Here is a 25,580-nt window from a genome sequence, read left to right on the forward strand (position 1 = left end):
TATGAAAACAATATTTTTTATTATGATGAGCCTATGTATATTACTTTGGTTCCTCACAACCTTAAAACGAAAACCTAGTTTACGTAACGACAGCATTGACGCCATTATTCCGGCCTATAACGAAGGTCCTTGCCTGGCACAATCGCTGGAAAACTTGTTATTAAATCCCTATTTTCATCGAGTCATATGTGTAAACGATGGTTCCACTGATGATACCGAAATCATTATGCATAAGGTGAAAGAAAAATGGGGAGAACGCCTGATTACCGTGACGCAAAAGAATACCGGGAAAGGTGGCGCCTTAATGAATGGATTAAACTATGCTACCTGTGAGCAGGTTTTTTTAAGCGATGCTGACACCTATGTCCCTCCTGATGGTGACGGTATGGGATTCATGTTAGCAGAAATAGAAAATGGCGCCGATGCCGTTGGTGGAATCCCCTCAACACATCTGCCTGGTGCTGGATTGCTGCCACATATCCGTGCAACGGTAAAACTTCCGATGATCGTAATGAAGCGGACATTACAGCAGTTGCTCGGCGGTGCGCCTTTTATTATTAGCGGAGCCTGCGGCATGTTTCGTACTGATGTGCTACGCAAATTTGGTTTTTCCGATCGTACCAAGGTGGAGGATCTCGATTTAACCTGGACCCTGGTCGCGAATGGTTATTGTATCCGTCAGGCAAACCGCTGCATTGTTTATCCTCAGGAGTGCAATACCTTGGGCGATGAATGGAAACGATGGCGGCGATGGATCGTGGGCTATGCCGTTTGCATGCGTCTGCATAAATCACTCATCCTCAGCAGATTCGGCATTTTCAGCATACTCCCAATGGTGCTGGTCGTGTTGTATGGCGTAGCAATCTATCTCATTACATGGCAACACATCACGCTCACTATCGGCCCACATGCGATTGTGCTTTCCTTGTTTCCCATTATTTGGGTTGGAGTGGTTTGCTCAATTGGAGCATTTAGTGCCTGGTATCACCGATGCTGGAAACTTATTTTCCTTGCGCCTTTTTCTGTTTTTTACGTACTTCTGGCTTATTTAATTTGGATTGTATATGGACTTATTGCCTTTTTTACTGGACGAGAACCCCTACGTGACAAACCCACACGCTATACCGCGGTGGTGGATGCGCCAAACAATAACGCCCCCCCAGCTACCCGCGGTGGTGAAGAACTATCTAAAGCTTAGCGAACAGAATAATAAGTCAGTATCCATTGCACCTGGCGTTGTTATTGATGAAAGCGCGGGAGCGGTGACGATCGGTGCTGGCAGTAAAATTTGTCATGGTGCAGTTATTCAGGGGCCTGTCGTAATTGGGGCCGATTGCATTATTGGTAATTACGCCTTTATTCGACCGGGTTGCTTAATTGGCAATCAAGTACGTATTGGCTATGGCACCGAAATCAAAAACGCAGTATTGGAATCGACGACCACCATCGGTCCCCAATGCTTTATTTCTGACTCGGTTATTGGCAAAGGCGCTTACCTGGGCGCGCAGGTAAGAACCAGCAATCATCGCCTTGATGGTAAAACCGTGCATGTCAGGCTGGACGATGAAGACATTGATACAGGCTGCGAAAAATTAGGGTGTTATATCGGTCCCGGTGCGCGGCTTGGTGTTCAGGTCATTATTTTACCAGGCCGATATATCGCAGCTGAAAGCACAATTGGCCCACGGATAACCATCGAGCAAAACCTGCCAAAAGGTAAATATATCCTCAAACAAGAGATCTCCTGTCTCGTAGGTGAAGAATAATGAAAAGGACTTTATTTGTATCGTTGATACTCAGCACGGCTTCTCTCCCGGCTGAAGCAACCGACCTGAAGCTGACTGCCGGATACGACTTTACTGATTATTCGGCAAGGCATGGCACCCGTAACGTCATGTTCAGCGAATTAAAGACGCAGATTGACGATGGTACCGCGGTTTTCAATATTTCCGAAGGCAGACGCGATTACGACAACGGTGAATCATGGAACGCGTTACGTGGCCGCGCGACCGTTTGGTATAACTGGAATCAGTGGTTATCAACAAAAACGGGTCTGGCAATTGCCGAAAACACCCCCGTTTTTGCCAGACGCGATGCTCAGCAGGATATCAGCGTAAAAGTTCTGCCTAAAACCGTATTTACCTTTGGTTATCGCTATGCCAACTACTTTGACGATACGGACGTCAATGCTTTTTCAGGCGGAATATCTCTGTATACCGGACCGTTTATCACCTCATGGCGTTATACGCATTACGATACTGAAGATGCTGGGGGAAGCTATAGCCACATCGTTTCACTGCGCCTGAACGACCTGAACGGTAAAGGCAATACGCAGCTCTGGGTAAGCCGCGGAACGGGAGCCTATACCTATGACTGGTCACCGGACACCAAAAAAGGAACGTTAAAAAGCATCAGCCTGCGTCGCAATCAGCCGCTGACCGATCAATTAACTCTCGGTCTTGCCCTCGGCAAACAATGGTATGACACGCCGGTTGAGAGCTATCACAGCCAGCAAATTCTCGCCGATCTCACCTGGCAGTTTTAAATCTCTCCCCCTCGATAGGGGAGAATCAACCACCAATGAAATAGCCATTCTCTCAGCCCTCACGCCGCCATCCATTAATCAATGCCGGATACGCAACGCTTATCCGTCCTACAACACCCGGCAAATTATTGCGATTTTGTTACATTCGTTACATATCAGCGCCACGGGGATTGCCAGCGCGGCGCTGGCAGGCATCATAGATGCCATTGTCAGGCAAGAGAGCAAGATCATGATTCATGTTGTGCTGGTGGATGACCATGTGGTGGTGCGTTCCGGCTTTGCGCAATTACTCAGTCTCGAAGACGATCTCAACGTTGCTGGCCAGTACAGCAGCGCGGCCCAGGCGTGGCCTGCATTACTGCATGATGACGTCAACGTTGCGGTGATGGATATCGCCATGCCAGATGAAAATGGCCTGAGCCTGTTAAAACGACTGCGGGCGCAGAAGCCCGGTTTTCGCGCCATTATTCTCAGCATCTATGACTCACCCACGTTTGTGCAAAGCGCACTGGATGCCGGTGCCAGCGGTTATCTGACCAAACGCTGCGGGCCAGAGGAACTGGTGCAGGCGGTACGATCGGTTGGTATGGGCGGGCATTACCTGTGCGCCGACGCGCTGCGGGCGCTACGCGGCGGCGAACAGCCCGCGCAGGTACTGGAGGTACTGACCCCGCGCGAGCGCGAAGTGTTTGATCTTCTGGTCAAAGGCGACAGCGTAAAAGAGATCGCTTTCAAGCTCGACCTCAGCCATAAAACGGTGCACGTTCATCGTGCGAACGTGCTGGGCAAACTGCAATGCCACAGCACCATCGATCTGGTGCATTTTGCACTCGACCACCAGTTGCTGACGGGGCATTAATGTCACGCAGCCTTCGTCATTGGGTTATTTCTCTGTTTATTCTGCTGGCCTGGGGATCGGGCTGGCTGATGCTGTGGACGCTGGGGTTTTACCTAACCCACAACGGCCAGCAGGCAGCGCTATTCCTGCCGCACGGCGTCTATCTCGCCCTGCTAATCCTGCTTTCTCGCCGTTACTGGCCCGCGCTGGTACTGCCGCCGGTGCTGATGCTGTTCTGGTTGCACAGCGAGCAATTAGTGAATGGCTATATCCTGCTGGTTGCGCCGTTGATTAGCCTGATCCCGGCGAGTATCGGCCAGTCATACTGGCACCGCTTCCCCCTTTACTGGCAGCGCTTAACGCTGCTGCTGGCCGCGGTGACGATCACGTCATTGCTCAATACCCTCCTGCTTTCACCGTTTATCCAAAGCCCGGCAACGTTAATTGGCCTGGCATCGTTTACCGGCGGCGTGCTGCTGACGCCGTTTGTCTATCTGATCTATGAATTTCTGCGCCAGCAGCACCGTTATCATTTGCTCGGACTGGATACCACCAATCCCCCCCTGCGTACCTCGCTTATCATCTGGTGCAGTCTGTTCTTCATTATTGGCATAGGTACCCAGATGGTGCTGTCACCAGAGATCGAGCGCCTGCTGCTAATCGTAGTGTTCTTACCAAACGTGGTGATGGCGTGGAAATTTGGCTGGCAGGGCGGCGTGTTGTCCGGACTGCTCGGCAGTATGATGATCACCATCGCCCGGCAAATCGGCGTCGGGTTCAGCAATTTACTGGAGTTGGAGATTTTCCTCGCCACCCAGGCGCTGCTGGGCATAGGGCTCGGGATCGCTATCAGCCGCCAGCAGCATCTGGCGCAAAACCTGCACCATTATCGCCAGCGTCTGGAAGCCGAACTGGCAGCGCGACGCGCGCTGACCGAACAACTGATCCGCACCGAGGAAAATACGCGCAAAAGCCTGGCGCGGGAGCTACACGACGAAATTGGTCAGAACATCACCGCCATTCAAATTCAGTCGCAACTGGTCAAGCGCGCGCCGGGTCGCGAGCAAACGCTTGAAGCGGCAAATCAGATCAACGACCTTGCCCGGCGCATTCACCACTCCACCCGCCAACTGTTGCGCCAGCTGCGACCGCCCGCGCTCGATGAACTGGCCTTTAAAGATGCACTGCATCATCTGGTGAATGAATTTGCCTTTGCCGAACGCGGCATTCGCTGTTGGTTTGACTATCAGCTTGAAAATACGCCAGAAAATGAAACGGTGCGTTTCACACTGTATCGCCTGCTGCAGGAGTTGCTCAATAACGTCTGTAAACATGCCGATGCCAGCGAAGTATCGATTACGCTGCGCCAGCAGGAACACCGCGTGTTTCTGCACGTCGCTGACAACGGTGTAGGTATTCTCGCAGAGAAAATCCCCGGGTTCGGTATCCAGGGGATGCGTGAGCGGGTCAGCGCCCTTGGCGGCGAACTGACGCTCGAATCGAACAACGGCACGCGGGTAATTGTTAACCTGCCCACAAATTTGCAACAAATCAGCCGTTAACCAGGAAAAAGTCTTAGTCACTGCGGACTTTATCTCATCCCATTTTGCTTTCACTTTCCTATAGTCAGCACAAACGGAGGCTGCCATGCATGCACGTGCATCACGCGAAACAGACCAACAATACCGGGTGCTACGCCCCCGGCTGCTGATGTGTATGGTGATTGGGTACGCCGCGTTTTATCTGACGCGCAAAAGCGTTAACTACGTCCTCCCGGCGCTGCAAACGGATCTGGGTCTGGATAAAGGCGATATCGGCCTGCTGGGATCGCTGTTTTATCTGACCTATGGCCTGTCGAAATTCACCGCCGGGCTATGGCACGACAGCCACGGACAGCGCGCGTTTATGGGCATTGGCCTGTTTGCCACCGGCGTTTTAAACGTGCTGTTCGCCTTTGGTGAATCGCTGACGCTGCTCCTGGTGGTCTGGACGCTGAACGGATTTTTTCAGGGCTGGGGCTGGCCGCCCTGCGCCCGACTATTGACCCACTGGTACTCGCGCAACGAACGCGGCTTCTGGTGGGGCTGCTGGAATATGTCGATCAACATCGGTGGGGCCATCATTCCGCTGATTAGCGCCTTTGCCGCCCACTGGTGGGGTTGGCAGGCAGCCATGCTGGCTCCAGGAATAATCAGCATGGCGTTAGGAGTCTGGCTCACCCTGCAACTGAAAGGCACGCCCCGGGAAGAAGGCTTACCCACGGTTGGGGAATGGCGGCAAGACCCGCTGGAGTTGCGTCAGGAGCAGCAAAGCCCGCCGATGGGGCTGTGGCAAATGTTACGCACCACCATGCTGAAGAACCCGATGATCTGGCTACTCGGCGTGTCATATGTGTTGGTCTATTTGATCCGCATTGCGCTCAACGACTGGGGCAACATCTGGCTGACGGAAAGCCACGGTGTGAACCTGCTCAGCGCCAATGCCACGGTAATGCTGTTTGAAGTCGGCGGCTTGCTGGGGGCGCTGTTTGCCGGATGGGGATCGGATCTGCTGTTCAGCGGTCAGCGTGCGCCAATGATTTTGCTGTTCACACTGGGGCTGATGGTCTCCGTCGCCGCGCTGTGGCTGGCGCCGGTGCACCACTACGCGCTACTGGCAGTGTGTTTCTTTACCGTGGGCTTTTTTGTGTTTGGCCCACAGATGCTAATTGGCCTCGCGGCCGTGGAATGCGGACATAAGGCGGCGGCAGGTTCAATTACTGGTTTTCTCGGGCTGTTCGCCTATCTGGGGGCCGCGCTGGCGGGTTGGCCGCTGTCGCTGGTCATAGAACACTACGGCTGGTCGGGAATGTTCAGTTTGCTCTCGGTTGCCGCTGTCTTTATGGGTTTATTGCTGATGCCATTGCTCATTGCGGGCATTCCCCCTTCTCTCAGTCAAAGGATAAAACAATGAAACTGACGCTTACATCTACCCTAATTGCCTCCGCTCTGACGCTGGCAGCCTTCAGCAGTGTAGCTCAGGCGCAGGGTCGTCTGGTGGTGTATTGCAGCGCCACCAACGAAATGTGCGAAACCGAAACCAAAGCCTTCGGTGAAAAATATGATGTGAAGACTTCATTCATTCGCAACGGCTCAGGCAGTACGCTGGCGAAAGTGGATGCCGAGAAGAAAAACCCGCAAGCGGATGTCTGGTACGGCGGTACGCTGGATCCACAGTCCCAGGCCGGTGAAATGGGCTTGCTGCAGCCGTATAAATCACCAAACCTCGAACAAATCATGGAGAAGTTTCGCGATCCGGCAAAAGTGAAAGGCAACCTCTCCTCGGCGGTTTATGTCGGCATTCTGGGCTTTGGCGTCAATACCCAGCGCCTGAAAGAGAAAAACCTACCGGTGCCAAAATGCTGGAAGGATCTGACCAAACCGGAATACAAAGGCGAAATCCAGATTGCTGATCCGCAAAGCTCCGGTACCGCCTATACCGCACTGGCGACCTTTGCCCAACTGTGGGGGGAAGATCAGGCCTTTGACTACCTGAAACAGCTCAACGCCAACGTCTCCCAGTACACCAAATCCGGCATTGCCCCGGCGCGTAACGCCGCCCGTGGCGAAACGGCTATCGGCATCGGTTTCTTGCACGACTACTCGCTGGAAAAAGAACAGGGCGCACCGCTGGAACTTGTCTCACCGTGCGAAGGTACCGGTTATGAAATCGGCGGTGTCAGCATCCTGAAAGGCGCGCGTAACCTCGATAACGCCAAACTGTTCGTTGACTGGGTACTGTCGAAAGACGCGCAGGAGCTGGCGTGGAAGAAAGGTAAATCCTATCAGATCCTGACCAACACCACCGCCGAGACGTCCCCTAACTCGCTGAAGCTCGACGACCTGAAGCTTATCAATTACGACATGGATAAGTACGGCTCGACCGACGTGCGTAAAGCCCTGATCAATAAGTGGGTCAGCGAAGTGAAGATGGGTAAATAACCCCAGATTTGCGTTCATTTGCCGGATACGGCCTCAACGCCATATCCGGCCTGAAATACCGGAACCGCTATGTCACACACACTTGCACTCCATCCCGTGAAAAAACGGGATGCGATATTTCTTTGGATTTTACTCGGCTGGCTGGCGTTTGCCCTGCTGCCGAGCTGGAGCCTGGACTACGGTCTGCTGGAATCGACGCGTGAAGAAATTCTCGCCGCCTACGGCTGGTCACAGTTCAATATCAGTTGGCTCTGGTATCTGCTGCCAAGCCTGCTGCTGGTGCGCCCGTTCCATGAAGCCAGACGCGAACAGCGCAGCCGCCATTATTTTGACGCGGGCTGGGCGTTTTTCTGTATGGCCTTTATCGTCGCCAGCGCGACTCTTGAGGGGCGCGGCTTAGGCTATGCCACCATCGTGCTGTTTGTGGCACTTGGCGCGATCATGACCCTGGCGCTCACCCGTCTGGAATGGCTGGGCGGCGACCGTTTCGTCATCGGCTCGCTCACCGCGATTGTCGCGCTGATCGGTATTTTTATCGTCTGGCCAAGTATCGCTATTTTCATTCCGATGTTCACCAACGACGCCGGAGAATTTGCTCCGCTGGCGTTTATGAATGTGCTGTCGCAGGCGCATATCATTCAGGTGATCCTCAACTCGATTATGCTGTCGATTGCCGTCGGTGTCGGCTGTACTTTCTTTGGCCTGGTGCTGGCTATCTACACCACCCGTATTGCGAAACGCAGCGCCATTATCGGACGTATTTTCTCGATTCTGCCGATCGTCACCCCGCCGTTTGTTGTGGGTTTAGGTGTAACGCTGATGATGGGACGCTCCGGTTACATCACCGAATTTATGGTCGAATGGTTTGGTTTGACCAACACCAACTGGCTGTACGGTTTTACCGGCATCTGGCTGGCGCAGGTGCTGGCCTTCACTCCGATGGCGTTTATGATCCTCGACGGGGCGATCAAAACCATTCATCCGTCGCTGGAGGAGGCGTCATACACCCTGCGCGCCAGCCGCTGGCAAACCTTTAACGGCGTGTTTGTCCCGTTGCTAAAACCGGCACTGGCAAACGCCTTTTTAATTGTGGTGGTGCAGTCGCTGGCCGACTTCAGTAACCCGCTGGTGCTTGGCGGTAACTTCGATGTGCTGGCAACGCAAATCTACTTCTACATCACCGGTTCCCAGCTCGACTACCAGGCCGCCAGTACGCTGGGTGCCTTCCTGTTGCTGTTCTCGCTGCTGGTGTTCTGCGTGCAGTACATGTGGATTGGTAAACGCTCGTACGTCACCGTTTCTGGTAAATCCTATCGGGGCGACGTGCAGCCGCTGCCGGTAACGCTGGTATGGAGCGTGGTCGCGCTGCTGGCGGTGTGGATTGCCTTTAACGCCCTGCTCTACGGCAGCATTTTCTACGGCAGTTTCACCGTAAACTGGGGCGTGGACTACACCCTGACGCTGGCGAACTTTACCAAACTGTTCGGTCAGGGAATGAGCGACGGCGCGTGGCCTTCACTGCTCGACACCCTGCTCTACGCCGGGATTGCCGCGCCGATCACCGCCATCTTCGGCCTGCTGATCGCATGGGTTGTGGTGCGTCAGCAGTTTAAAGGCAAAAAGACCATCGAGTTCACCACTATGCTGTGCTTTGCCGTTCCGGGCACCGTAGCGGGCGTGTCGTACATTCTGGCCTTTAACAGCGCCCCGGTATACCTCACCGGCACCGCCGCCATCGTGATTATCTCAATGGTGATGCGTAACGTCCCGGTCGGTATCCGGGCGGGCATTGCGGGCTTAGGCCAAATCGATAAATCGCTGGATGAAGCCTCGCTCAGTCTGCGCGCCGGTTCCCTGCGCACCATTACGCATATCCTGTTGCCGCTGCTGCGCCCGGCGATCCTCTCAGCGCTGATCTACAGCTTTGTGCGCGCCATTACCACCGTCAGCGCCATTGTGTTCCTCGTCACGCCGGATACCCGCGTGGCCACGGCCTACATCCTGAACCGCGTAGAAGACGGCGAATACGGCGTGGCGATTGCCTACGGTTCCATTTTAATCGTGGTGATGCTGGCGATTATTTTCATCTTTGACTGGCTGATCGGTGAATCACGTACCTCCCGTTCAAAAGCCAAAAACCAGGCGTAATGGAGCGCACTATGACTCAGAAAAATTTCGTTGAACTGCGCAACGTCACTAAACGATTTGGCAGCAACACGGTTATCGACAATATCAATCTCACCATTCCGCAGGGGCAAATGGTAACGCTGCTCGGCCCGTCCGGCTGCGGTAAAACCACCATCTTGCGTCTGGTTGCCGGGCTGGAAAAACCGAGCGAAGGACAAATTTTCATTGATGGCGAAGACGTTACCCATCGTTCTATTCAGCAGCGCGATATCTGTATGGTATTTCAGTCATATGCCCTGTTCCCGCATATGTCGTTAGGGGAGAACGTCGGTTATGGCCTGAAGATGCTCGGCGTGTCGCGCGCGGAGGTGAAAACCCGCGTCAAAGAGGCGCTGGCGATGGTGGATCTGGAAGGATTTGAAGACCGCTTTGTCGATCAGATCTCCGGCGGTCAGCAGCAGCGCGTGGCGCTGGCCCGTGCGTTGATCCTCAAACCGAAAGTGCTTCTGTTTGATGAACCGTTAAGTAACCTGGACGCCAACCTGCGTCGCAGCATGCGCGACAAGATCCGCGAGCTGCAAAAGCAGTTTGATATCACCTCGCTGTACGTCACCCACGATCAAAGCGAAGCCTTTGCGGTTTCCGATACCGTACTGGTGATGAACAAGGGACACATCATGCAGATCGGCTCGCCGCAGGATCTCTATCGCCAGCCCGCCTCCCGCTTTATGGCGAGCTTTATGGGCGATGCCAACCTGTTCCCGGCCACTTTCAGCGACAGATACGTTGATATCTACGGCTATCATCTGCCGCGCCCACTGCACTTTAGCGATCAAGGCGAGGGCATGGTAGGCGTGCGCCCGGAAGCGATCACCCTCAGCGACCGCGGCGAAGAGAGCCAACGCTGCGTGATCAGCCACGTCGCGTATATGGGCCCCCAATATGAGGTCACGGTGGAGTGGCACGGACAGGAGATTTTATTGCAGGTCAACGCTACGCGTCTGCAGCCGGACGTCGGCGAGCAGTATTATCTCGAAATCCATCCGTACGGCATGTTTGTGCTGGCGGATGCGGCATAAAGTGTTACCCATGTTTCCGGTTCATACCGTATCGCCATCTGGCAAAAAATGCTCGATGGCGGCTTACGTCTTATCGGGCCTGAACTTGAACCTTTAACGCGGCAATATCCGCGGGCGTGGTGCGACAGCACCCGCCAATCAATCGTGCGCCAGCGGCCTGCCACTGTGGCAGATAATCCGCCAGTTGCGCACAAGACTCACCGTGATGATGCCAGGTTTTGCTCGCGGCATCGTACTGCTCGCCCGAATTCGGATACACCACCAGCGGCAGCGCCGTTAAGCCGTGTAAATGCTGCAACGCAGCGGTGGTGTTTTCCAGCGCAATGCAGTTAATACCTAACGCCACCACCTGCGGATAATCCGCCAGCAACGCGACCACGTCACGCAGCGGCGTACCGTCGCTCAGGTGCTCGCTGTCACGCAGAGTAAATGAGAACCAGGCACGCGCACGCGGGTACGCGGTCAACAGCTCAGCCAGTGCGCCAATCTCGACAAAATTCGGCAGGGTTTCGCAGGCCAGCAGATCGGCCCCGGCATCCAGCAATGCTTCCACGCGCGGGCGATGAAACGCCTGGAACGCCTCGGCGCTGCGCTGGTAATCGCCACGGTATTCAGAGCCGTCCGCCAGATACGCGCCGTAAGGTCCGACAGATCCCGCCACCAACAGCGTGCCCGCTTGCGGGTTCTCTGCCAGATACGCTTCACGCGCTTTACGCGCCAGCTCCACGCTTTTGCCAATCAGCGCTTTCGACTGCGCTTCATCCAAACCACGCGCGGCAAAGCCCGCCGGTGTCGCCTGATAGCTGGCGGTGATCGCGCATTGCGCCCCCGCCCGGTAATAATCAAGATGCACTTCGCGGATAAGCTCCGGGTTTTCTACCAGCACTTTGGCTGACCACAGGCTGTCGGCTAAGTTACACCCTCGCGCTTCCAGCTCCGTCGCCATCGCGCCATCCAGTAACAGGACATCCTGTTTCTCAAGGAGAGCGCGTAACGGATTATTCTGCGACATGTTCTGGCTCCTGTTTTGCGTTACGGGGTTGAGTAAGGAAATATGCACCATAGCACAACGCAACAAACGGTAACCCGCACCACAACGCAATTCTCTGCGCTGGATCGAATGCCAGCCCCACACAGGCCACCAGGCACAACACAAATCCTAATACCGGCACCAGCGGATACCACGGCGCACGATAATGTAATGCACTCAATGCCTTACCCTGTTGCAGATGACGGCGGCGAAAAACAAAGTGCGAGGCGCAGATGCTCAGCCACACCGCCACCACCGCAAATCCGGAGATTGCCGACAGCGCGACAAATACCGTGTCCGGGGCCACCACGCTGGAAAACAACGCCAGTACGCCGCCGAGCATACTGACCGACAGCGCCGTCAGCGGCACGCCGTTTTTCGTTACTCGCGCAAAACAGGCTGGCAGCGTACGTTCATTCGACAGCGACCAGAGCATGCGCCCGGAGGCATACAGTCCGGAGTTCGCCGCAGAAAGAATGGCAGTCAGGATCACGAAGTTAAAAATATCGGCGGCGTACGGAATCCCTACCTTCTCAAACACCAGCACAAACGGGCTTTTCTCCACGCCCGCCTGCTGCATCGGGATCAGCGCCGCCAGCACAAACACGGTGCCGATAAAGAAAATAATCAGTCGCGCGATGGTGGTACGAATCGCCACCGGGATCACCTTGCGCGGATTTTCCGTTTCACCGGCGGCAATACCGATAAGCTCGGTTCCCGAAAAAGCAAAGTTCACCGCCACCATAGTCATCAGGATCGGTAAGCCGCCATGCGGGAACCAACCTTCCGCCGTGATATTACTCAGCCCCGGCGCGGGCGAGCCATCCTGCATCGGGATAAAGCCAAAAATCGCCGCCCCGCCGAGGATAATAAAGGCGATGATAGTGACCACTTTCACCAACGAGAACCAGAACTCCCCTTCGGCAAAAAAGCGCGTGGAGATAACATTCAGGCCAAAAATAATCACACAGAACACCACGCACCAGACCCATACTGGCACCAACGGAAACCAGTACTGCATACAGAATCCGGCAGCGGTAAAACTCGAACCAAGCGCCACGGTCCAGGTCAGCCAGTAGAGCCAGGCCACGGTATACCCCGTCGCCGGGCCGAGATAGCGCGCGGCATAGACGTGAAACGCCCCGGTCTCCGGCATCGCGACCGACAGCTCGCCCAGACACTGCATAACCAGCCAGACCACCAGCGCGCCAATCAGATAGGCCAGCAGCGTTCCCGCGGCCCCGGTAGTGGAGATGATGTAGCCGGTATTGAAGAATAACCCTGTGCCAATCACGCCGCCTAAGGAGAGCATAATCAGGTGACGCGTTTTCATCGTGCGCTTCAGTGGCGCATTTTGTTGTGTTGTTTGCATATAACCTTCCAAACGTATGGACATCTAAACATCCAAAGAAGGTGTGTTATACCGCGTTTGTTAACACAATGCAAAATCAACCCTGCACCAGACGCAGATGACCGCGCCGGGCGCTTAATACCGGGTGGGGGTTAATTATCAAATATAAAAAGGGCCGCCAGCTCATAACGCCTCCGTTGCCAGGCTTTACATAAACTCTGGCAACGTCATCGCCGGCTGGCGTTCACACGGAAGTGGGAACCGTATCTCCCCACTCATACAACCGAACGATTGCTTATGAGCCACTGGTCGGGATCGGCATCTGCGATTTACGGCTCATCAGGAAAAATACCGCCAGCCCTGCCAGTAAAATGCCCGGCGCAGAAGCTGCCATCACGCCTACCGTTCCAGTGCCGAGCGCTAACATTTTTCCTGCCAGCAGCGGGCCGCTCATCGCCCCCAGACGCCCAACGGCGACGGCGGTGCCCACGCCTGTCGCGCGGATCTGCGTACTGTAAAACAGCGGAGCCAGCGCATACAGCACGCTTTGTCCTCCAGTGGCAAACATCCCCGCCACAAATCCGGCCATCAGCATACCGCTCAATGACGACACCGTCCCCAGCGCCAGCAACGAAGCCAACATCCCGGTATAGATCAGAAGCGACATGACCACCGGGCGCAGTTTGTCCATTAACGCCCCGAGAATTAACGTGCCGCTGGCCGCGCCGATTTGCAGAGCAAACATCACGCCTGCCGCCTGCGAGGGCTGAAAGCCCTGCTCCACCAGCAGCATCGGCAGCCAGTTGATCAGCATATACACCACCAGCAGGGTGAAGAAATAGCACAACCACAGCAGCAGCGTGGCTGTGGCGGTAGCAGGTGCGAACAGGGCGCGCAACGGCGCGGCGGCCACCTGTGTTTGCTGGGCATAAACCTGTGATTCTGGCAGCCAGCGCATCAACAACGGCACCAGCAGCAGCGGGATCACTCCGCCAACCCAGAACACCGTTTGCCAGGCGGCGGCCAGACCGCTAAACCCGAGCGCCGCCGCTAACGCCGCGCCAATCGGCACGCCGCAGTACATCAGACTCACCGCCGTACCGCGAAAACGCGGGCCCGCCGCTTCGGAGGTCAGCGCGATCAGATTCGGCAACGCCGCGCCCAACCCGACGCCGGTCATCAGACGGGCAAACACCAGCGACGAGAAATCCCAGGAAATCGCCGTCGCCAGCGAGAACAGGCCGAACAGCGCCACGGAGGCAATAAGAATACGCTTGCGGCCATAGCGATCGGCCAGCATGCCGCCCACCAGCGCGCCGGGCAGCAGTCCGAGAATGCCCGCACTGAAGATCCAGCCCATCTGCATTTTATCCAGCGCAAACGCCTGGGCGATACCGACGGCAGCGATCCCGGCGGCCTGTAGATCCAGCCCTTCCATCAGGGCAACTAAAAAGCAAAGCCCGACGGTTAACGTCAGGCGGTAAGATGTGGGGGTACGGGTAGTCATAAGATGTACCTCTGAGGTCACGATGCAGGTGAGTCGCGGCTGATACGTTGCCAGCCGCGTAATCATTTTTATTTGCTATTGCGCAGATCCAGCGCCACGTCGACGATCATATCTTCCTGGCCGCCCACCATTCGGCGTTTGCCCAATTCAACCAGAATATCGACCGCGCTCAGGCCATAACGCGCCGCCGCCACTTCGCAGTGACGCAAGAAGCTGGAGTACACCCCGGCATAGCCCAGTGCCAGCGTTTCGCGATCCACCCGCACCGGACGGTCCTGCAGTGGACGCACCAGATCGTCGGCGGCGTCCATCAGCGCATACAGATCGGTGCCGTGCTGCCAGCCGAGCTTATCCGCAGCGGCGATAAACACTTCCAGCGGCGCGTTGCCCGCGCCAGCGCCCATACCCGCCAGGCTGGCGTCGATACGGTCGCAGCCCTCTTCCACCGCGGCAATCGAGTTCGCCACGCCGAGACTCAGGTTGTGATGCGCATGCATTCCGGTTTCTGTCTCCGGCTTCAGCACCGCTTTCAGGGCGCGGAAGCGGGCGCGAATATCGCTCATATTCATTGCCCCGCCGGAATCGACCACGTAGATACACGTCGCGCCGTAGTTTTCCATCAGCTTCGCCTGCTGCGCCAGATTCTCCGGCGTGGTCATATGGCTCATCATCAGAAAGCCGACGGTATCCATGCCAAGCTCACGCGCGTACTGAATATGCTGGGCCGACACGTCCGCTTCGGTGCAGTGGGTCGCCACGCGCACCACTCGCGCGCCGGCCTGATACGCGTTTTTCAGGTCATGAAGAGTGCCGATGCCCGGCAGCAACAGCGTGGCGATCTTTGCGTGTTTGACCACGTCTGCTGCCGCTTCAATCCACTCGAGATCGCTGTGCGCGCCAAAGCCGTAGTTAAAGCTGGAACCTTGTAAACCGTCGCCGTGGGCCACCTCAATGGAATCAACCCGCGCGTCGTCCAGCGCTTTGGCAATCTGGCGTACGTTTTCCAGCGAATACTGGTGACGAATCGCATGCATACCGTCGCGCAGGGTCACGTCAGAGATATAGAGTTTTTTACCGTTCATGCTGCTTCTCCTGCCTGACGGGTGAGTGACTGCGCCATCTGCTCAGCGGTCGCCAGCGCGCTGGAGGTCATAATGTCGAGGTTGCCCGCATAGGCGGGTAAATAGTGCGCCGCACCTTCCACTTCCAGATACACCGCGGTTTTCAGCCCGGAAAACTGACCAATACCCGGCAGATTCACCGGTTTATCCTGCGGGATGACTTCAAACTGGACGCGCTGTTTCAGGCGATAGCCCGGCACATACGCCTGCACCGCCGCCGCCATGTCATTAATCGACGCTTCAACTTCAAGCTGGGAGGCCGCTTCGCTCAACACATACACCGTGTCGCGCATCATCAGCGGCGGCTCAGCCGGGTTAAGTACGATAATGGCTTTGCCTTTAGCCGCGCCCCCCACCACTTCAATCGCCTTCGAGGTGGTTTCGGTAAACTCGTCGATATTGGCGCGGGTGCCCGGTCCCGCAGATTTACTGGCGATCGAGGCGATAATTTCGGCGTAATGGACTTTTGCCACGCGAGAAACCGCCGCCACCATCGGGATGGTCGCCTGCCCGCCGCAGGTCACCATATTGACGTTCTGCTGGTTAACGTTGGCCTCCAGATTCACCACCGGGACGCAGTACGGGCCGATCGCTGCGGGCGTCAGGTCGATCAGACGGATCCCCGGTTTTACGGCGCGCAGCGCGGCGTCATTTTTCACGTGCGCGCCCGCGCTGGTGGCATCAAACACGATGTCAATGTCAGCGAATTCTGGCATCGCAAGAAGCCCCGTCACCCCTTCATGGGTGGTGGCAACGCCCATACGCCGGGCGCGTGCCAGACCGTCGGATTGCGGATCAATCCCCACCATCACCGCCATCTCCAGACGTACGCCGTGACGCAGAATTTTAATCATCAAATCGGTGCCGATGTTGCCAGAGCCGATAATGGCGACTTTACGCTTACTCATGACTGACTTCCTTTTGTAACCGCCGCTGAAAAGGTGGCGGCAACTGAACCAATACCGTCGATATGGGCTTCAAAACGATCGCCCGCATTCACCGCCACCATCGGGCCTAACGCCCCGGTGAGAATAATGTCCCCGGCACGCAGCGGCTCGCCGAGGCTGGCCATTTTGCGCGCCAGCCACACGGCGGCGTTGATCGGATGTCCCAGACATTCGCTACCGCGCCCGCTGGAAACCTCTTCGTTATTGCGCGTCATTTTCATCGCGCAGTTTTTCAGATCTAATCCTGCCGGACGTTGTGCCGGGCCGCCGACCACATACACGCCACAGGAGGCGTTATCCGCCACGGTATCAACAAACTTGATCGACCAGTCGCGAATACGGCTGCCGACCACTTCCAGCGCGGGTAGCACCCACTCGATGGCGTTGTACAGCTCGTCAAAGGTGGTATCGGCATTGGGCAGATCGCGGTTCAGCACCAGCGCAATCTCCGCTTCAATACGCGGTTGTAGCACGCGGGCAAACGCAATGGTGTCGTTGTCGCCGTAGCACATGTCGGCGAACAGCGTGCCGAAGTCCGGCTGATCGACGCCCAGCTGCTGTTGCACTTTCGGATGTGTCAGCCCCACTTTGCGCCCGACGACGCGACGCCCTCGCGCCACGTCATACTGCACATTGATACGCTGAATGGCGTAGGCCGCTTCGGCGTTATCCACGCCGATCAGTTCACGCAGCGGGGCGATAGCGTCCCCTTTTTCCTCAGCCTGACGTAAATCGGCGGCTAACTGCTCAAGATTAAGATTCGTCATGTCCGTTCCTTAAGGGCGTGCGAGGAAGTTCAGCACCAGCTGGTTAAAAGCATCCGCATGTTCCCACTGTGCCCAGTGCCCGCAGTCGCGGTAGATGTGCAGCTCAGACCCGGCAATCCCGGAGAGCAGGCGCAGGCCGGCGTCCATCGGCACGAAGCGGTCGTTGCGTCCCCAGACAATCAGGGTCTGGGCTTTGATTTCCCCCAGGCGCGGGCTGAAATCCGGAAACTGTTTCGGGTTGGCTTCAAGGCTGTGGACAAAGTTTTCCAGGTGATCGCGACGCGACAGCATGTTATTCAGACGAGCCTCAAACAGCGCCTCGGTCAGGTCGCTGGTGTCGAAGACAAAGATCTCCATCATCAGCTTCAGGTTCTCGATGGTCGGTTCGCGGTACAGCTGATTCAGGCGCTTGATGCCTTCGGTCGGCATCGGGGTAAACAGGCTCATACCCCCCGTCCCGCCGCCCATCAGCACCAGCTTGCCCACACGCTCCGGCCAGCTCAGGGTGAACGCCACGGCACTGTGGCCCCCCATCGAGTTGCCCAGCAGGTGGATTTTCTGAATATCCAACTGATCGACCACGCTTTTCAGGATGCGAGCATTAAGATCGGATCGCGAACCGCGGTTAACGATGCCATCGCTTTTGCCCCAGCCAGGACAATCCAGCAGGATCACCCGGTATCCAGCCTCCACCAGCGGATCGATATTGCGGCTGAAGTTCGCCCAGCCCGTCGCACCCGGACCAGATCCATGCAACAGCACGACAGTCTCTTCGCCCTGCCCACAGTCATTGAAATGCACGCGCAGCGTTTCGCCTGCTTCCTGCACCTGCAGAAAACGACTGGTTGCGGCTTCGGTTTGCGGTTGGTAAGTCATGATGTTCTCCTGCATATTCTGTTCTGTTTCAGTTCTGTGTGGTGGCGCTCAGGGAGCCGAATCCAGCGATCCACTCTGGGATCGGGCGGTAATAACGGCCTTCGCTGCGCCAGTTGCCAAAGGCAGAAATAGCGGCGAAGGCAGCAACCCAGGTTTTAACTTCGTGCGTTGATTTGCCCGCCATCGCGGACAGTTCTTCGTTACTGACCGCGTCCAGCTCCTGCAAACGCCCCTGTTCAAGCAGTGTCATAAAGCGGTTATCCCAGACAGGATTAAGCGGATGCAGCGTGTGTTGATCGGCCACAAACTTCTCGGCGGCGCTGATCACCCGCTGCTGGCGCAGCTCGCGCTCGTTTTCAGGCAGTTGTTTGCCGCTGCCGAGCAGGCGGTCGCGCATATGGGCATCAGCCTTCGCCAGCTCCGGGACCGGCGGCTGATGCGACAGGCCGCCGGAGCCTAAAAACAGCACACGCTGATTCAGCGAGCTGGCGAATCGGCCAATCGCTTCACCGAGCATGCGGGTACGCTGAAAGCCCGGCAGCGGCGTGGCGACGCCGTTAATAAACACTGGCAGCACCGGCACGTTATCCAGACCGCCGAGCAAAAACTCCAGCGGCTGCGCGAAGCCGTGATCGACCTGCATGTTGTAGGACACGGCGAGATCGATGCCGCTTTTCATTACCGCGTGGGCGCAGGCTTCAGCGAGATCTGTCGGCACCGGCAGTTCCCCCGCCGCGCTACCGAAATCGCCGATCGCCGTAGCGCCTACGCCTAAACAGAACGGCGGCATCACGTCGTAGAAAAATCCGTTGTAGTGATCGGGGGCAAACAGCACCACCAATTCAGGGTCGAACGCCGCAATACGTGCCCGGGCGCTGGCGATCACACCGTTAACCTCGTCGAGCACGGCCTGCGCCGGGTCGACGTAACCCACCAGCGGCGAGTGGGAAAGACAGTGAAGATAAGCGTGCATATCAGGCCACCTTTTCAGCGGGAATGTGGGCATTAACGCGGGTGAGCGTCATCACCGACGCCAGTTTATTCAGGGTACTGCCCAGGGTTTGCGGAATGGCGATGGCAGCGACAAAGCGGTCCGGGCGTATCACCACCAGCGCGGCGTTGTGCTGGGCAAACCACGTGCGCAGGCGGTTTTGCGTATCGCCAATGCGGGTAACGCCGTCGTGGTTATCCTGATCGGTTTGTATCTGTGTATCCGGCACCACCTGGATAAACTGCGTCCCCAGCGCCTGCCACTGTTGGATCTGCGCCTCGCTCATGCCCCACAGCGGGTTACAGCCCCAACCGATCACCGCGAAATTCGGTCCGATGACGTTGTCGAGCAGCGTCACTTCACCTGATTCCAGCGTTACCTTCGGCTGGATAAACATCTTGCCAACGGGGGAGGTTTTCGCGTCGCCTTCACGCACCAGCGCCCCGGCGTGGTACTGCGGCATCGGCTTAAAGCGCATTTCAAGGAAGTAGCGTTTGACCGGCGGAATGTAGTTCAGCAGCCAGGAAACCCCGTCGCGCACCGCGCCGTGCCAGCGTTTCGGCGGCGCAAGTACGTTGCCTGCGGTCACCGAGAGATCGATCATCGCTTTGGCGTGGTCACGGCGCTCCTGCTGGTAGGTATCCAACAGCGCATCACCGGCTTTGCCCTCAATCACCAGCGCCAGTTTCCACGCCAGATTGAAGGCATCGCGCATGCCGCTGTTGTACCCCTGCCCCTGCCAGACCGGCATAATGTGCGCCGCATCGCCCGCCAGCAGCACGCGGTCAATGCGAAAACGTTCGGCCAGACGTGCGTTATGGGTATATACGCGCTGGCGGATCAGCTCGACGTTGTCCGGGTTCGGCAGCACTTTGCTCAAAAGCTGGCGCATATTCTGCGGTTCGCTGAGCTGCGCTTCGGTTTCCCCTGGCATTACCATAAATTCAAAGCGGCGCACCGCGTGCGGCAGCGCGGCGGAGACATACGGGCGCACCGGATCGCAGCACAGATACACATGCGGCGTGCTGAGCGGATCGTTAGCGATATCCACCACAATCCACTGATTCGGCGCGGTTTTGCCTTCAAATGGCACATTCAGCGAACGTCTGACGTTGCTGGCCCCACCGTCGCAGGCCACCAGCCACTGAGCTTTCACCGTTTCACGCTGGCCATCCGGCGCTTTCAGGTTCAACGTCACTTCACCATTTTGCTGGCTGAAGGCTTCCAGTTCGCGGGAGAACAGGCAGCGCACGTTGGGAAAACGCGACAGCCCTTCCAGCATCACCGCGTCTACCTGCGGCTGAATAAACGCGTTGCGGCGCGACCAGCCAAATTCGTCGGTCATCGGCTGGATATCAGCAAAACAGCGCCCTTTCGGGGTGAGAAAGCGCATCGCATGCCACGGCGTGGTGTGCGGCAGAACATTTTCGACCAGACCGACGGACTGCATGGTGCGCAGCGCTTCATCGTCAATGCCGATGGCGCGAGGATAGTCGATAAGGGTATCGAGCTTCTCCACCACCAACACCTCAATGCCCATCTGGCCAAGATAGTTCGCCATCATCAGCCCTACCGGACCGGCTCCGGCAATCGCTACCTGCACGGTGTGCTGCACAGCGGGTTGGATATCTGGATTTATTGTTGTCATTTCAGAACCTCACTACTCGGACAAAATGCAATTGCAGACCCTGGTGAGGCGCAATTGTTTTTTGTTAAAAGAATGTGAATAATTTTTTATTGTGCGGTCAGTATAGAAGTGAGTTTTTGCGCTACAATCAAAATATGCCTGGATGTGCACTAAGTGCACAACGTTGTTTTAACTGTAGATTTGTCAATAAATATGAAAAGTGACGACAGTACCGAATACAAAACCGTGCGCGGGTTAACGCGCGGACTAATGTTATTAAATATGTTAAATCGTCTCGACGGCGGGGCCAGCGTTGGCCTGCTGGCAGAGCTGAGCGGCCTGCACCGCACCACGGTCAGGCGACTACTGGAAACCCTGCAGGATGAGGGTTACGTCCGGCGCAGTCTGTCCGATGACAGCTTTCGCTTAACCATTAAGGTCCGTCAGCTCAGTGAGGGATTTCGTGACGAGCAGTGGATTTCTGCGCTCGCCGCCCCGCTGTTGGGGGATTTGCTGCGCGAGGTCATCTGGCCGACCGACGTTTCCACGCTGGATGTGGACGCGATGGTGGTGCGTGAAACCACCCATCGCTTCAGCCGCCTGTCGTTTCATCGGGCGATGGTCGGGCGTCGTTTGCCGCTGCTGAAAACCGCATCCGGCCTGACTTGGCTGGCATTTAGCCCGGAGAATGAACGTCAGGAACTGATTGAAATGCTGGCTTCACGACCGGGAGATGAGTTCCAGTTGGCGCGCGAACCGCTGAAGCTCGACGCCATTTTGAGCCGTGCGCGAAAAGACGGTTTTGGCCAGAACTTTCGCGGTTGGGATCAGGAGGAGAAAATCGCCTCCATCGCCGTCCCCATTCGCAGTGAACAGCGGGTGATCGGCTGCCTGAATCTGGTGTATATGGCCAGCGCCATGACCATCGAACAGGCCGCGGAAAAACATCTTCCGGCCTTACAAAAGGTGGCGAAACAGATAGAGGACGGCGTTGAGTCGCAGGAGATTTTGGTTGCCGGGAGGTGAGATGGATCACAGTTAAGCGGATCATCGGATTAATAGCTGAGATAACTCACTCACCGACCGATATAACACAGTGGCGTCTTGCCCTAAATATATCTTCATCACATAGTGTGCATTCGTTTTCTGCCAGGAGGCTGCATGTTAAAGGTCATTGCCGAAGATTTCATCAAACCTGAGTATATTGAAACCGTTCTCCCTTGGTACCGTGAGCTAATATCGGCGACGAAGAAAGAGCCGCAATGCATTGCTTATGACCTCTATATTGATGAAAAAGATCCGGGGCATTTTATTTTTATCGAAGAATGGCCAAACCACGCGGCTCTCGATGAACATTGTGCCAGTGAGCATTTCCGGCGACTTGTGCCGTTAATCGATCAATACACGCGCCAGGAAGCACGTTACATACTGATGGATGACGTGGTAAATCCGACGGTCTCATCATAATTAAGAAACAGGATAGATAATGAAGAAAGTACTTGGATTACTATTAATTATGTTTTTAACAGGATGCTCCACACCAGGCAAACCAGCCTTTTACTACCCCTGGACGCAGTACAAAACGGGCATCGATATCCAGTTGCCGAAAGCCCCTAATATAATGATGCTTTCCATGGGACTTTACGCCTCGACGACGATGGCGATTATGCGATGATAGTTATCTATAACGGCGGGAATGTTGTTAATCAGTTCGGCTATGTCACGAAAAGCAATCTTGATAACTGGATTGCACTTTATTCAAACTTCTTAAAATGGGATCCACAAAATTCGAGTGTAACAACAACGTTCACCATCCCAGATGCTGGCTCAACGTTTAACAAGGAATACGACGTTGAGTATCGTTTTGTTCAGGGCAAAAAAATCTTTGTCATTAACAAACACAGCTCCGGTACCTGGTTTATCGACTTCTCTGAGATATCGATGAATGAGGCAAATGTACAGAAAGCACTTGATGTCTATGAAGGATTGAGAGGCAAGCTTAAGTAGCCAGATGCTGACCCTGGTCTCTTGTAAAGAGGCCAGGATATTCTCAATAATAGAACTATGGTCAGCGAACAAGAGTTCTTATCCCTAATTACGAAGCCAGAGTCATATCAATAAAGAGGAGCGTCAACAGTCGCTCCTTCTTCTTTTCATATGCGCAACATCAATTTTAATTTTTTAATATTTTCATCATCCGGAACCTGGTGTATGTCAACACAGTAGCTCTCTTCATACTCTTCAATTATTTTTTGGGCCTCTCCTCTACGGTTTCGGCCATTCATCCATAACTCATCTCTGGCATCCTGACCTATTCTCATCATGTCATAAGAGCTAATATGTGGTGGTGAGCGTCCAAATATAGCAGTGACACCGTTTTTTTTGTAATTTTCTTGTGCCAGGGAATTACCTACCTCATTAACTGCCAAACCACACTTTAGTAACTTTTTAACTTTCGTTTCCTGACTATCACAACCCTGCAAAATAAACAAACCTGCTACAATGATCGCTATTTTATATATTTTCATCTTTCGCCCGAAAAATTCATATAAACTAATTACGAAGTGACCAACTCCGACAGTTATTTATGTCCTCATAATGAGGTAAGCATCAGACCTCGGCTTTGTCACTGTAGGGATAACTGTATCATCTGGAATACTTACAAAACAATTCAATATAATCAAAAGAATTCTTATACTGCTGCAAGTGGGATTCGAGTTGTCAAAGAAAGCTATTCTCAATTCACCCCATTCACACAGTACTAAACCGAAACCCCGCTTCTGAAAAGAGCAGGATTTCGGTTTTCATTCACTCTGAAGGGCTTCAGACCTTAAGCAGTTTCACCGTCTCGTCGATGTCGATTTCATCTTCCGAGAAGATCAGCGTCGTGCCCTGGAAGGTGGTGATGGCCAGCTTTTTCAGCGTGCGCATTTCACCAGGCTTCACGTCTGATTTCGGTCGGATGCTGTTCATCAGCACACCAACGGACAGCACCGCATTTTCTTTGTCGATACGAGTCTCAGCAGGGACTTCTTCGCTGTAGACCAGGTAAGACTTGATCGCCGTGAGCTTCAGACGCTCGCCCGCGATATAGATGTATTTGCTGTCGGGTATGACTTTTACCGCGTAGGCAGATAAGCCTTTGTTGTTGGTGGTAGGCTCAAAGGTCACCGCCGCGTCTTTCTTGATCAGCTCAGGATTAGCAACCTTAATCACATGAAAATAGCGGTTGTCGCCGTTTTCATCTTTGATAAATCCAAAGCCTTTATCTTTAAACCACGTTGTGATTGTTCCGTTCATTGCTGTTTCCGCCTGATTAAACCTATTACTTGTAGAGTATACCTACTCAATTTGCGCGCAGTGTAAAACACAGGCCATGTCTTTGGCTACTCGTTACCCCAACGATTGAGGAACTCCGCGATATCATCGATACGCTGTGCGTCGACTCCAGCCTCGGTTGCCATCTCCTGCTGCGCTTCTTCGCTGATCTCTTCATTGTTCATCAAACGAGTGATCAACTGCTGGAAGTAGAGTGCCAGTGCGTCGCGTTCTGTATCGCTCACCGGCTTTGCAGCTTCAGTCGCGTATTCGTCGGCGATATCATAAAATTTTAGCGGAATGTCGTTGTTCATCGGGTGCTCCGGGGTAAATGCGTGTGCCAGCAGTTGCCTGCCGCGTCTGGTGTGAATGATAGCATTCTTATTTCATGGTTCGCGATCTGTTTTATTGGCTGTAATACGTTGCATATATCAACACTATTTTCTGGAGCCGCTTCGTATTTAATAAATCTACTCTTATTTAAATGACGTTTTTTTCAGTACGAAATAATGGCTGCGAATTAAATAAAGAGTCGCAAAGGGAATATTCAATTACTTTAATTCTAATTACATTATCGATCTCTGCCATCTGCTATTGGCCCAATCTCATCGCTAGTCGCCCATTTGCCCACATTCATCTTCTGGGCAACACTCTACGATGACACCACTGACCCAACATGTGGAGCAAACACCATGAACATCACGCAAATCCGTAACGCCACACAGCGCATCACCTTTGGCGGTAAAACCTTTCTGATCGATCCAATGCTGGCGGCAAAAGGGACTTATCCGGGCTTTACCGGAACGGCACGCGCCGAGATCCGCAACCCGACTGTGGAACTGCCCGTTGATGTCGACACCCTGCTCAACGTCGATGCGCTGATCGTGACCCATCTGCATGAAGATCATTGGGATGAGGCTGCTGCTCGTATCGTACCGAAAGACAAACCGATCTATGTACAAAATGAGCAGGATAAGCAGGTGCTGCGAAAGCAGGGTTTCACGCAACTGACCGTACTGGCACACAGCACCACGCTCGGCGACATCACCCTGCGTAAAACCGGCGGCCAGCACGGTTCGGATCGCGCTTACGCCATCCCGCAAATGGCGGAGCGTCTGGGTGATGCCTGCGGGGTTATCTTCCAGCATCCGGCGGAAAAAACGCTGTATCTGATCGGGGACACTCTCTGGCGCGACGAGGTGGAAACCAACATGCGGACGTTCCTGCCTGGCGTGGTTATTTTGAACGCAGGTTTTGCCCACGTTATCGGGTTTGGCCCAATCATCATGGGCGCAGAAGATGTGCTAAAAACCCACTTCACGCTGCCCGAAGCACAAATTGTGGCGACCCACATGGAGGCAATTAACCACTGTCTTCTGACTCGCGCGGCTCTAAAAGAGTACGCCCACGATAACCAGATTGCGCAATTTGTTAACGTACCGGAAGATGGCGAAACCCTGACGTTTTAATATCCAC

At 54.9% G+C, this 25,580-nt stretch carries 26 protein-coding genes; 14 read left to right on the forward strand and 12 right to left on the reverse strand.

The features are described 5' to 3' along the window. Nucleotide 1 precedes the first annotated feature (1 nt). From HV229_RS19265 to fbpC, 9 genes are all read left to right on the forward strand, one after another. The gene (locus HV229_RS19265; protein ID WP_151222906.1) at nucleotides 2-1,198 is read left to right on the forward strand and encodes a glycosyltransferase family 2 protein; all 1,197 of its coding nucleotides are present in this window, start codon (nucleotides 2-4) and stop codon (nucleotides 1,196-1,198) included. Further along, on the forward strand, nucleotides 1,137-1,766 hold the full coding sequence (locus HV229_RS19270) for an acetyltransferase (RefSeq protein WP_047357665.1): 630 nt from the start codon (nucleotides 1,137-1,139) through the stop codon (nucleotides 1,764-1,766). Before HV229_RS19265 ends, HV229_RS19270 begins: the two co-directional genes overlap by 62 nt. Further along, a complete protein-coding gene (locus HV229_RS19275) occupies nucleotides 1,763-2,545 on the forward strand; it encodes a YaiO family outer membrane beta-barrel protein (protein ID WP_242672447.1) in 783 nt (260 codons plus the stop codon). The genes HV229_RS19270 and HV229_RS19275 overlap by 4 nt, the downstream gene beginning before the upstream one ends. A 229-nt stretch (nucleotides 2,546-2,774) precedes the next feature. Further along, nucleotides 2,775-3,404 carry a response regulator transcription factor gene (locus HV229_RS19280; RefSeq protein WP_029139427.1) on the forward strand — a complete coding sequence of 210 codons (630 nt, stop codon included), beginning with the start codon at nucleotides 2,775-2,777 and terminating at the stop codon, nucleotides 3,402-3,404. After that, on the forward strand, nucleotides 3,404-4,945 hold the full coding sequence (locus tag HV229_RS19285) for an MASE1 domain-containing protein (RefSeq protein WP_046275611.1): 1,542 nt from the start codon (nucleotides 3,404-3,406) through the stop codon (nucleotides 4,943-4,945). The genes HV229_RS19280 and HV229_RS19285 overlap by 1 nt, the downstream gene beginning before the upstream one ends. Nucleotides 4,946-5,030: 85 nt before the next feature. After that, a complete protein-coding gene (gene uhpC, locus HV229_RS19290; protein WP_095715148.1) occupies nucleotides 5,031-6,335 on the forward strand; it encodes an MFS transporter family glucose-6-phosphate receptor UhpC in 1,305 nt (434 codons plus the stop codon). Further along, a complete protein-coding gene (locus HV229_RS19295) occupies nucleotides 6,332-7,363 on the forward strand; it encodes an ABC transporter substrate-binding protein (protein WP_049042253.1) in 1,032 nt (343 codons plus the stop codon). Before uhpC ends, HV229_RS19295 begins: the two co-directional genes overlap by 4 nt. Nucleotides 7,364-7,432: 69 nt before the next feature. Beyond that, nucleotides 7,433-9,511 (forward strand): iron ABC transporter permease, encoded by a 2,079-nt coding sequence (locus HV229_RS19300; RefSeq protein ID WP_047357661.1) that lies wholly within the window; start codon nucleotides 7,433-7,435, stop codon nucleotides 9,509-9,511. Nucleotides 9,512-9,522: 11 nt separating this feature from the next. Continuing rightward, on the forward strand, nucleotides 9,523-10,569 hold the full coding sequence (fbpC, locus tag HV229_RS19305; RefSeq protein ID WP_049270222.1) for a ferric ABC transporter ATP-binding protein: 1,047 nt from the start codon (nucleotides 9,523-9,525) through the stop codon (nucleotides 10,567-10,569). Between the two features lie 70 nt (nucleotides 10,570-10,639). On the opposite strand, the gene mmuM is transcribed toward fbpC, so the two are convergent. The 9 genes from mmuM to HV229_RS19350 form a co-directional block, all read right to left on the reverse strand. Continuing rightward, nucleotides 10,640-11,581, reverse strand: coding sequence for a homocysteine S-methyltransferase (gene mmuM / locus HV229_RS19310; RefSeq protein ID WP_094761417.1), 942 nt, complete (start codon nucleotides 11,579-11,581; stop codon nucleotides 10,640-10,642). Further along, nucleotides 11,568-12,971, reverse strand: coding sequence for an S-methylmethionine permease (gene mmuP, locus HV229_RS19315; protein ID WP_032946968.1), 1,404 nt, complete (start codon nucleotides 12,969-12,971; stop codon nucleotides 11,568-11,570). The genes mmuM and mmuP overlap by 14 nt, the downstream gene beginning before the upstream one ends. A gap of 274 nt (nucleotides 12,972-13,245) precedes the next feature. Beyond that, the gene (gene mhpT / locus HV229_RS19320) at nucleotides 13,246-14,457 is read right to left on the reverse strand and encodes a 3-(3-hydroxy-phenyl)propionate transporter MhpT (RefSeq protein WP_016155816.1); all 1,212 of its coding nucleotides are present in this window, start codon (nucleotides 14,455-14,457) and stop codon (nucleotides 13,246-13,248) included. 68 nt (nucleotides 14,458-14,525) lie between these two features. After that, nucleotides 14,526-15,539 (reverse strand): 4-hydroxy-2-oxovalerate aldolase, encoded by a 1,014-nt coding sequence (gene mhpE, locus HV229_RS19325; protein WP_016151976.1) that lies wholly within the window; start codon nucleotides 15,537-15,539, stop codon nucleotides 14,526-14,528. Next, nucleotides 15,536-16,486 carry an acetaldehyde dehydrogenase gene (gene mhpF / locus HV229_RS19330; RefSeq protein ID WP_046275615.1) on the reverse strand — a complete coding sequence of 317 codons (951 nt, stop codon included), beginning with the start codon at nucleotides 16,484-16,486 and terminating at the stop codon, nucleotides 15,536-15,538. Before mhpF ends, mhpE begins: the two co-directional genes overlap by 4 nt. Further along, nucleotides 16,483-17,292: a 2-keto-4-pentenoate hydratase gene (gene mhpD, locus HV229_RS19335; protein WP_016151974.1), complete on the reverse strand. Its 810-nt coding sequence runs from the start codon at nucleotides 17,290-17,292 to the stop codon at nucleotides 16,483-16,485. The genes mhpF and mhpD overlap by 4 nt, the downstream gene beginning before the upstream one ends. A 9-nt stretch (nucleotides 17,293-17,301) precedes the next feature. Next, nucleotides 17,302-18,168 (reverse strand): 2-hydroxy-6-oxonona-2,4-dienedioate hydrolase, encoded by an 867-nt coding sequence (mhpC, locus tag HV229_RS19340; protein WP_016151973.1) that lies wholly within the window; start codon nucleotides 18,166-18,168, stop codon nucleotides 17,302-17,304. 28 nt (nucleotides 18,169-18,196) lie between these two features. Further along, nucleotides 18,197-19,141 (reverse strand): 2,3-dihydroxyphenylpropionate/2,3-dihydroxicinnamic acid 1,2-dioxygenase, encoded by a 945-nt coding sequence (gene mhpB, locus HV229_RS19345; RefSeq protein ID WP_046275617.1) that lies wholly within the window; start codon nucleotides 19,139-19,141, stop codon nucleotides 18,197-18,199. A gap of 1 nt (nucleotide 19,142) precedes the next feature. Continuing rightward, nucleotides 19,143-20,807: a bifunctional 3-(3-hydroxy-phenyl)propionate/3-hydroxycinnamic acid hydroxylase gene (locus tag HV229_RS19350; protein WP_181546168.1), complete on the reverse strand. Its 1,665-nt coding sequence runs from the start codon at nucleotides 20,805-20,807 to the stop codon at nucleotides 19,143-19,145. Between the two features lie 192 nt (nucleotides 20,808-20,999). Here HV229_RS19350 and HV229_RS19355 point away from each other — a divergent pair, with 192 nt between their 5' ends. From HV229_RS19355 to HV229_RS26365, 4 genes are all read left to right on the forward strand, one after another. Then, entirely contained in the window at nucleotides 21,000-21,812 is an 813-nt protein-coding gene (locus HV229_RS19355) for a DNA-binding transcriptional regulator (RefSeq protein ID WP_080860313.1), read from the forward strand. Between the two features lie 135 nt (nucleotides 21,813-21,947). Further along, on the forward strand, nucleotides 21,948-22,253 hold the full coding sequence (locus HV229_RS19360) for a putative quinol monooxygenase (RefSeq protein ID WP_101700596.1): 306 nt from the start codon (nucleotides 21,948-21,950) through the stop codon (nucleotides 22,251-22,253). 19 nt (nucleotides 22,254-22,272) lie between these two features. Next, nucleotides 22,273-22,461 (forward strand): hypothetical protein, encoded by a 189-nt coding sequence (locus HV229_RS26360; protein ID WP_249417768.1) that lies wholly within the window; start codon nucleotides 22,273-22,275, stop codon nucleotides 22,459-22,461. Then, nucleotides 22,458-22,793 (forward strand): hypothetical protein, encoded by a 336-nt coding sequence (locus HV229_RS26365; protein ID WP_249417769.1) that lies wholly within the window; start codon nucleotides 22,458-22,460, stop codon nucleotides 22,791-22,793. Before HV229_RS26360 ends, HV229_RS26365 begins: the two co-directional genes overlap by 4 nt. A 146-nt stretch (nucleotides 22,794-22,939) precedes the next feature. On the opposite strand, the gene HV229_RS19370 is transcribed toward HV229_RS26365, so the two are convergent. The 3 genes from HV229_RS19370 to HV229_RS19380 form a co-directional block, all read right to left on the reverse strand. Further along, on the reverse strand, nucleotides 22,940-23,314 hold the full coding sequence (locus HV229_RS19370) for a hypothetical protein (protein WP_202633421.1): 375 nt from the start codon (nucleotides 23,312-23,314) through the stop codon (nucleotides 22,940-22,942). A 295-nt stretch (nucleotides 23,315-23,609) separates the two neighbouring features. Then, nucleotides 23,610-24,086, reverse strand: a complete 477-nt coding sequence (locus HV229_RS19375) for a cold shock domain-containing protein (protein ID WP_016151966.1) — start codon at nucleotides 24,084-24,086, stop codon at nucleotides 23,610-23,612. 86 nt (nucleotides 24,087-24,172) lie between these two features. Continuing rightward, nucleotides 24,173-24,418: a DUF2543 family protein gene (locus HV229_RS19380; protein WP_019076120.1), complete on the reverse strand. Its 246-nt coding sequence runs from the start codon at nucleotides 24,416-24,418 to the stop codon at nucleotides 24,173-24,175. A 378-nt stretch (nucleotides 24,419-24,796) separates the two neighbouring features. Between HV229_RS19380 and HV229_RS19385 the strand changes: the two genes are divergently transcribed. After that, the gene (locus HV229_RS19385; protein ID WP_080860317.1) at nucleotides 24,797-25,573 is read left to right on the forward strand and encodes an MBL fold metallo-hydrolase; all 777 of its coding nucleotides are present in this window, start codon (nucleotides 24,797-24,799) and stop codon (nucleotides 25,571-25,573) included. The last annotated feature ends 7 nt before the right edge of the window (nucleotides 25,574-25,580 follow it).

Origin of the sequence: Citrobacter sp. RHBSTW-00524, from assembly GCF_013747755.1 — a bacterium.
Lineage (GTDB): Bacteria > Pseudomonadota > Gammaproteobacteria > Enterobacterales > Enterobacteriaceae > Citrobacter > Citrobacter braakii.

What these genes read in the sequence shown, in the direction of transcription:
- mhpD (WP_016151974.1), bottom strand. Translation starts at nt 17,292, where the DNA reads ATGACGAATCTTAATCTTGAGCAGTTAGCCGCCGATTTACGTCAGGCT.
- fbpC (WP_049270222.1), top strand. Translation starts at nt 9,523, where the DNA reads ATGACTCAGAAAAATTTCGTTGAACTGCGCAACGTCACTAAACGATTT.
- HV229_RS19280 (WP_029139427.1), top strand. Translation starts at nt 2,775, where the DNA reads ATGATTCATGTTGTGCTGGTGGATGACCATGTGGTGGTGCGTTCCGGC.
- mhpT (WP_016155816.1), bottom strand. Translation starts at nt 14,457, where the DNA reads ATGACTACCCGTACCCCCACATCTTACCGCCTGACGTTAACCGTCGGG.
- HV229_RS19285 (WP_046275611.1), top strand. Translation starts at nt 3,404, where the DNA reads ATGTCACGCAGCCTTCGTCATTGGGTTATTTCTCTGTTTATTCTGCTG.
- uhpC (WP_095715148.1), top strand. Translation starts at nt 5,031, where the DNA reads ATGCATGCACGTGCATCACGCGAAACAGACCAACAATACCGGGTGCTA.
- HV229_RS19270 (WP_047357665.1), top strand. Translation starts at nt 1,137, where the DNA reads ATGCGCCAAACAATAACGCCCCCCCAGCTACCCGCGGTGGTGAAGAAC.
- HV229_RS19295 (WP_049042253.1), top strand. Translation starts at nt 6,332, where the DNA reads ATGAAACTGACGCTTACATCTACCCTAATTGCCTCCGCTCTGACGCTG.
- HV229_RS19370 (WP_202633421.1), bottom strand. Translation starts at nt 23,314, where the DNA reads ATGAAAATATATAAAATAGCGATCATTGTAGCAGGTTTGTTTATTTTG.
- mmuM (WP_094761417.1), bottom strand. Translation starts at nt 11,581, where the DNA reads ATGTCGCAGAATAATCCGTTACGCGCTCTCCTTGAGAAACAGGATGTC.
- HV229_RS19375 (WP_016151966.1), bottom strand. Translation starts at nt 24,086, where the DNA reads ATGAACGGAACAATCACAACGTGGTTTAAAGATAAAGGCTTTGGATTT.
- HV229_RS26365 (WP_249417769.1), top strand. Translation starts at nt 22,458, where the DNA reads ATGATAGTTATCTATAACGGCGGGAATGTTGTTAATCAGTTCGGCTAT.
- mmuP (WP_032946968.1), bottom strand. Translation starts at nt 12,971, where the DNA reads ATGCAAACAACACAACAAAATGCGCCACTGAAGCGCACGATGAAAACG.
- HV229_RS19355 (WP_080860313.1), top strand. Translation starts at nt 21,000, where the DNA reads ATGAAAAGTGACGACAGTACCGAATACAAAACCGTGCGCGGGTTAACG.
- HV229_RS19360 (WP_101700596.1), top strand. Translation starts at nt 21,948, where the DNA reads ATGTTAAAGGTCATTGCCGAAGATTTCATCAAACCTGAGTATATTGAA.
- HV229_RS19265 (WP_151222906.1), top strand. Translation starts at nt 2, where the DNA reads ATGAAAACAATATTTTTTATTATGATGAGCCTATGTATATTACTTTGG.
- HV229_RS19350 (WP_181546168.1), bottom strand. Translation starts at nt 20,807, where the DNA reads ATGACAACAATAAATCCAGATATCCAACCCGCTGTGCAGCACACCGTG.
- mhpC (WP_016151973.1), bottom strand. Translation starts at nt 18,168, where the DNA reads ATGACTTACCAACCGCAAACCGAAGCCGCAACCAGTCGTTTTCTGCAG.
- HV229_RS19300 (WP_047357661.1), top strand. Translation starts at nt 7,433, where the DNA reads ATGTCACACACACTTGCACTCCATCCCGTGAAAAAACGGGATGCGATA.
- HV229_RS26360 (WP_249417768.1), top strand. Translation starts at nt 22,273, where the DNA reads ATGAAGAAAGTACTTGGATTACTATTAATTATGTTTTTAACAGGATGC.
- HV229_RS19385 (WP_080860317.1), top strand. Translation starts at nt 24,797, where the DNA reads ATGAACATCACGCAAATCCGTAACGCCACACAGCGCATCACCTTTGGC.
- mhpB (WP_046275617.1), bottom strand. Translation starts at nt 19,141, where the DNA reads ATGCACGCTTATCTTCACTGTCTTTCCCACTCGCCGCTGGTGGGTTAC.
- HV229_RS19380 (WP_019076120.1), bottom strand. Translation starts at nt 24,418, where the DNA reads ATGAACAACGACATTCCGCTAAAATTTTATGATATCGCCGACGAATAC.
- mhpE (WP_016151976.1), bottom strand. Translation starts at nt 15,539, where the DNA reads ATGAACGGTAAAAAACTCTATATCTCTGACGTGACCCTGCGCGACGGT.
- mhpF (WP_046275615.1), bottom strand. Translation starts at nt 16,486, where the DNA reads ATGAGTAAGCGTAAAGTCGCCATTATCGGCTCTGGCAACATCGGCACC.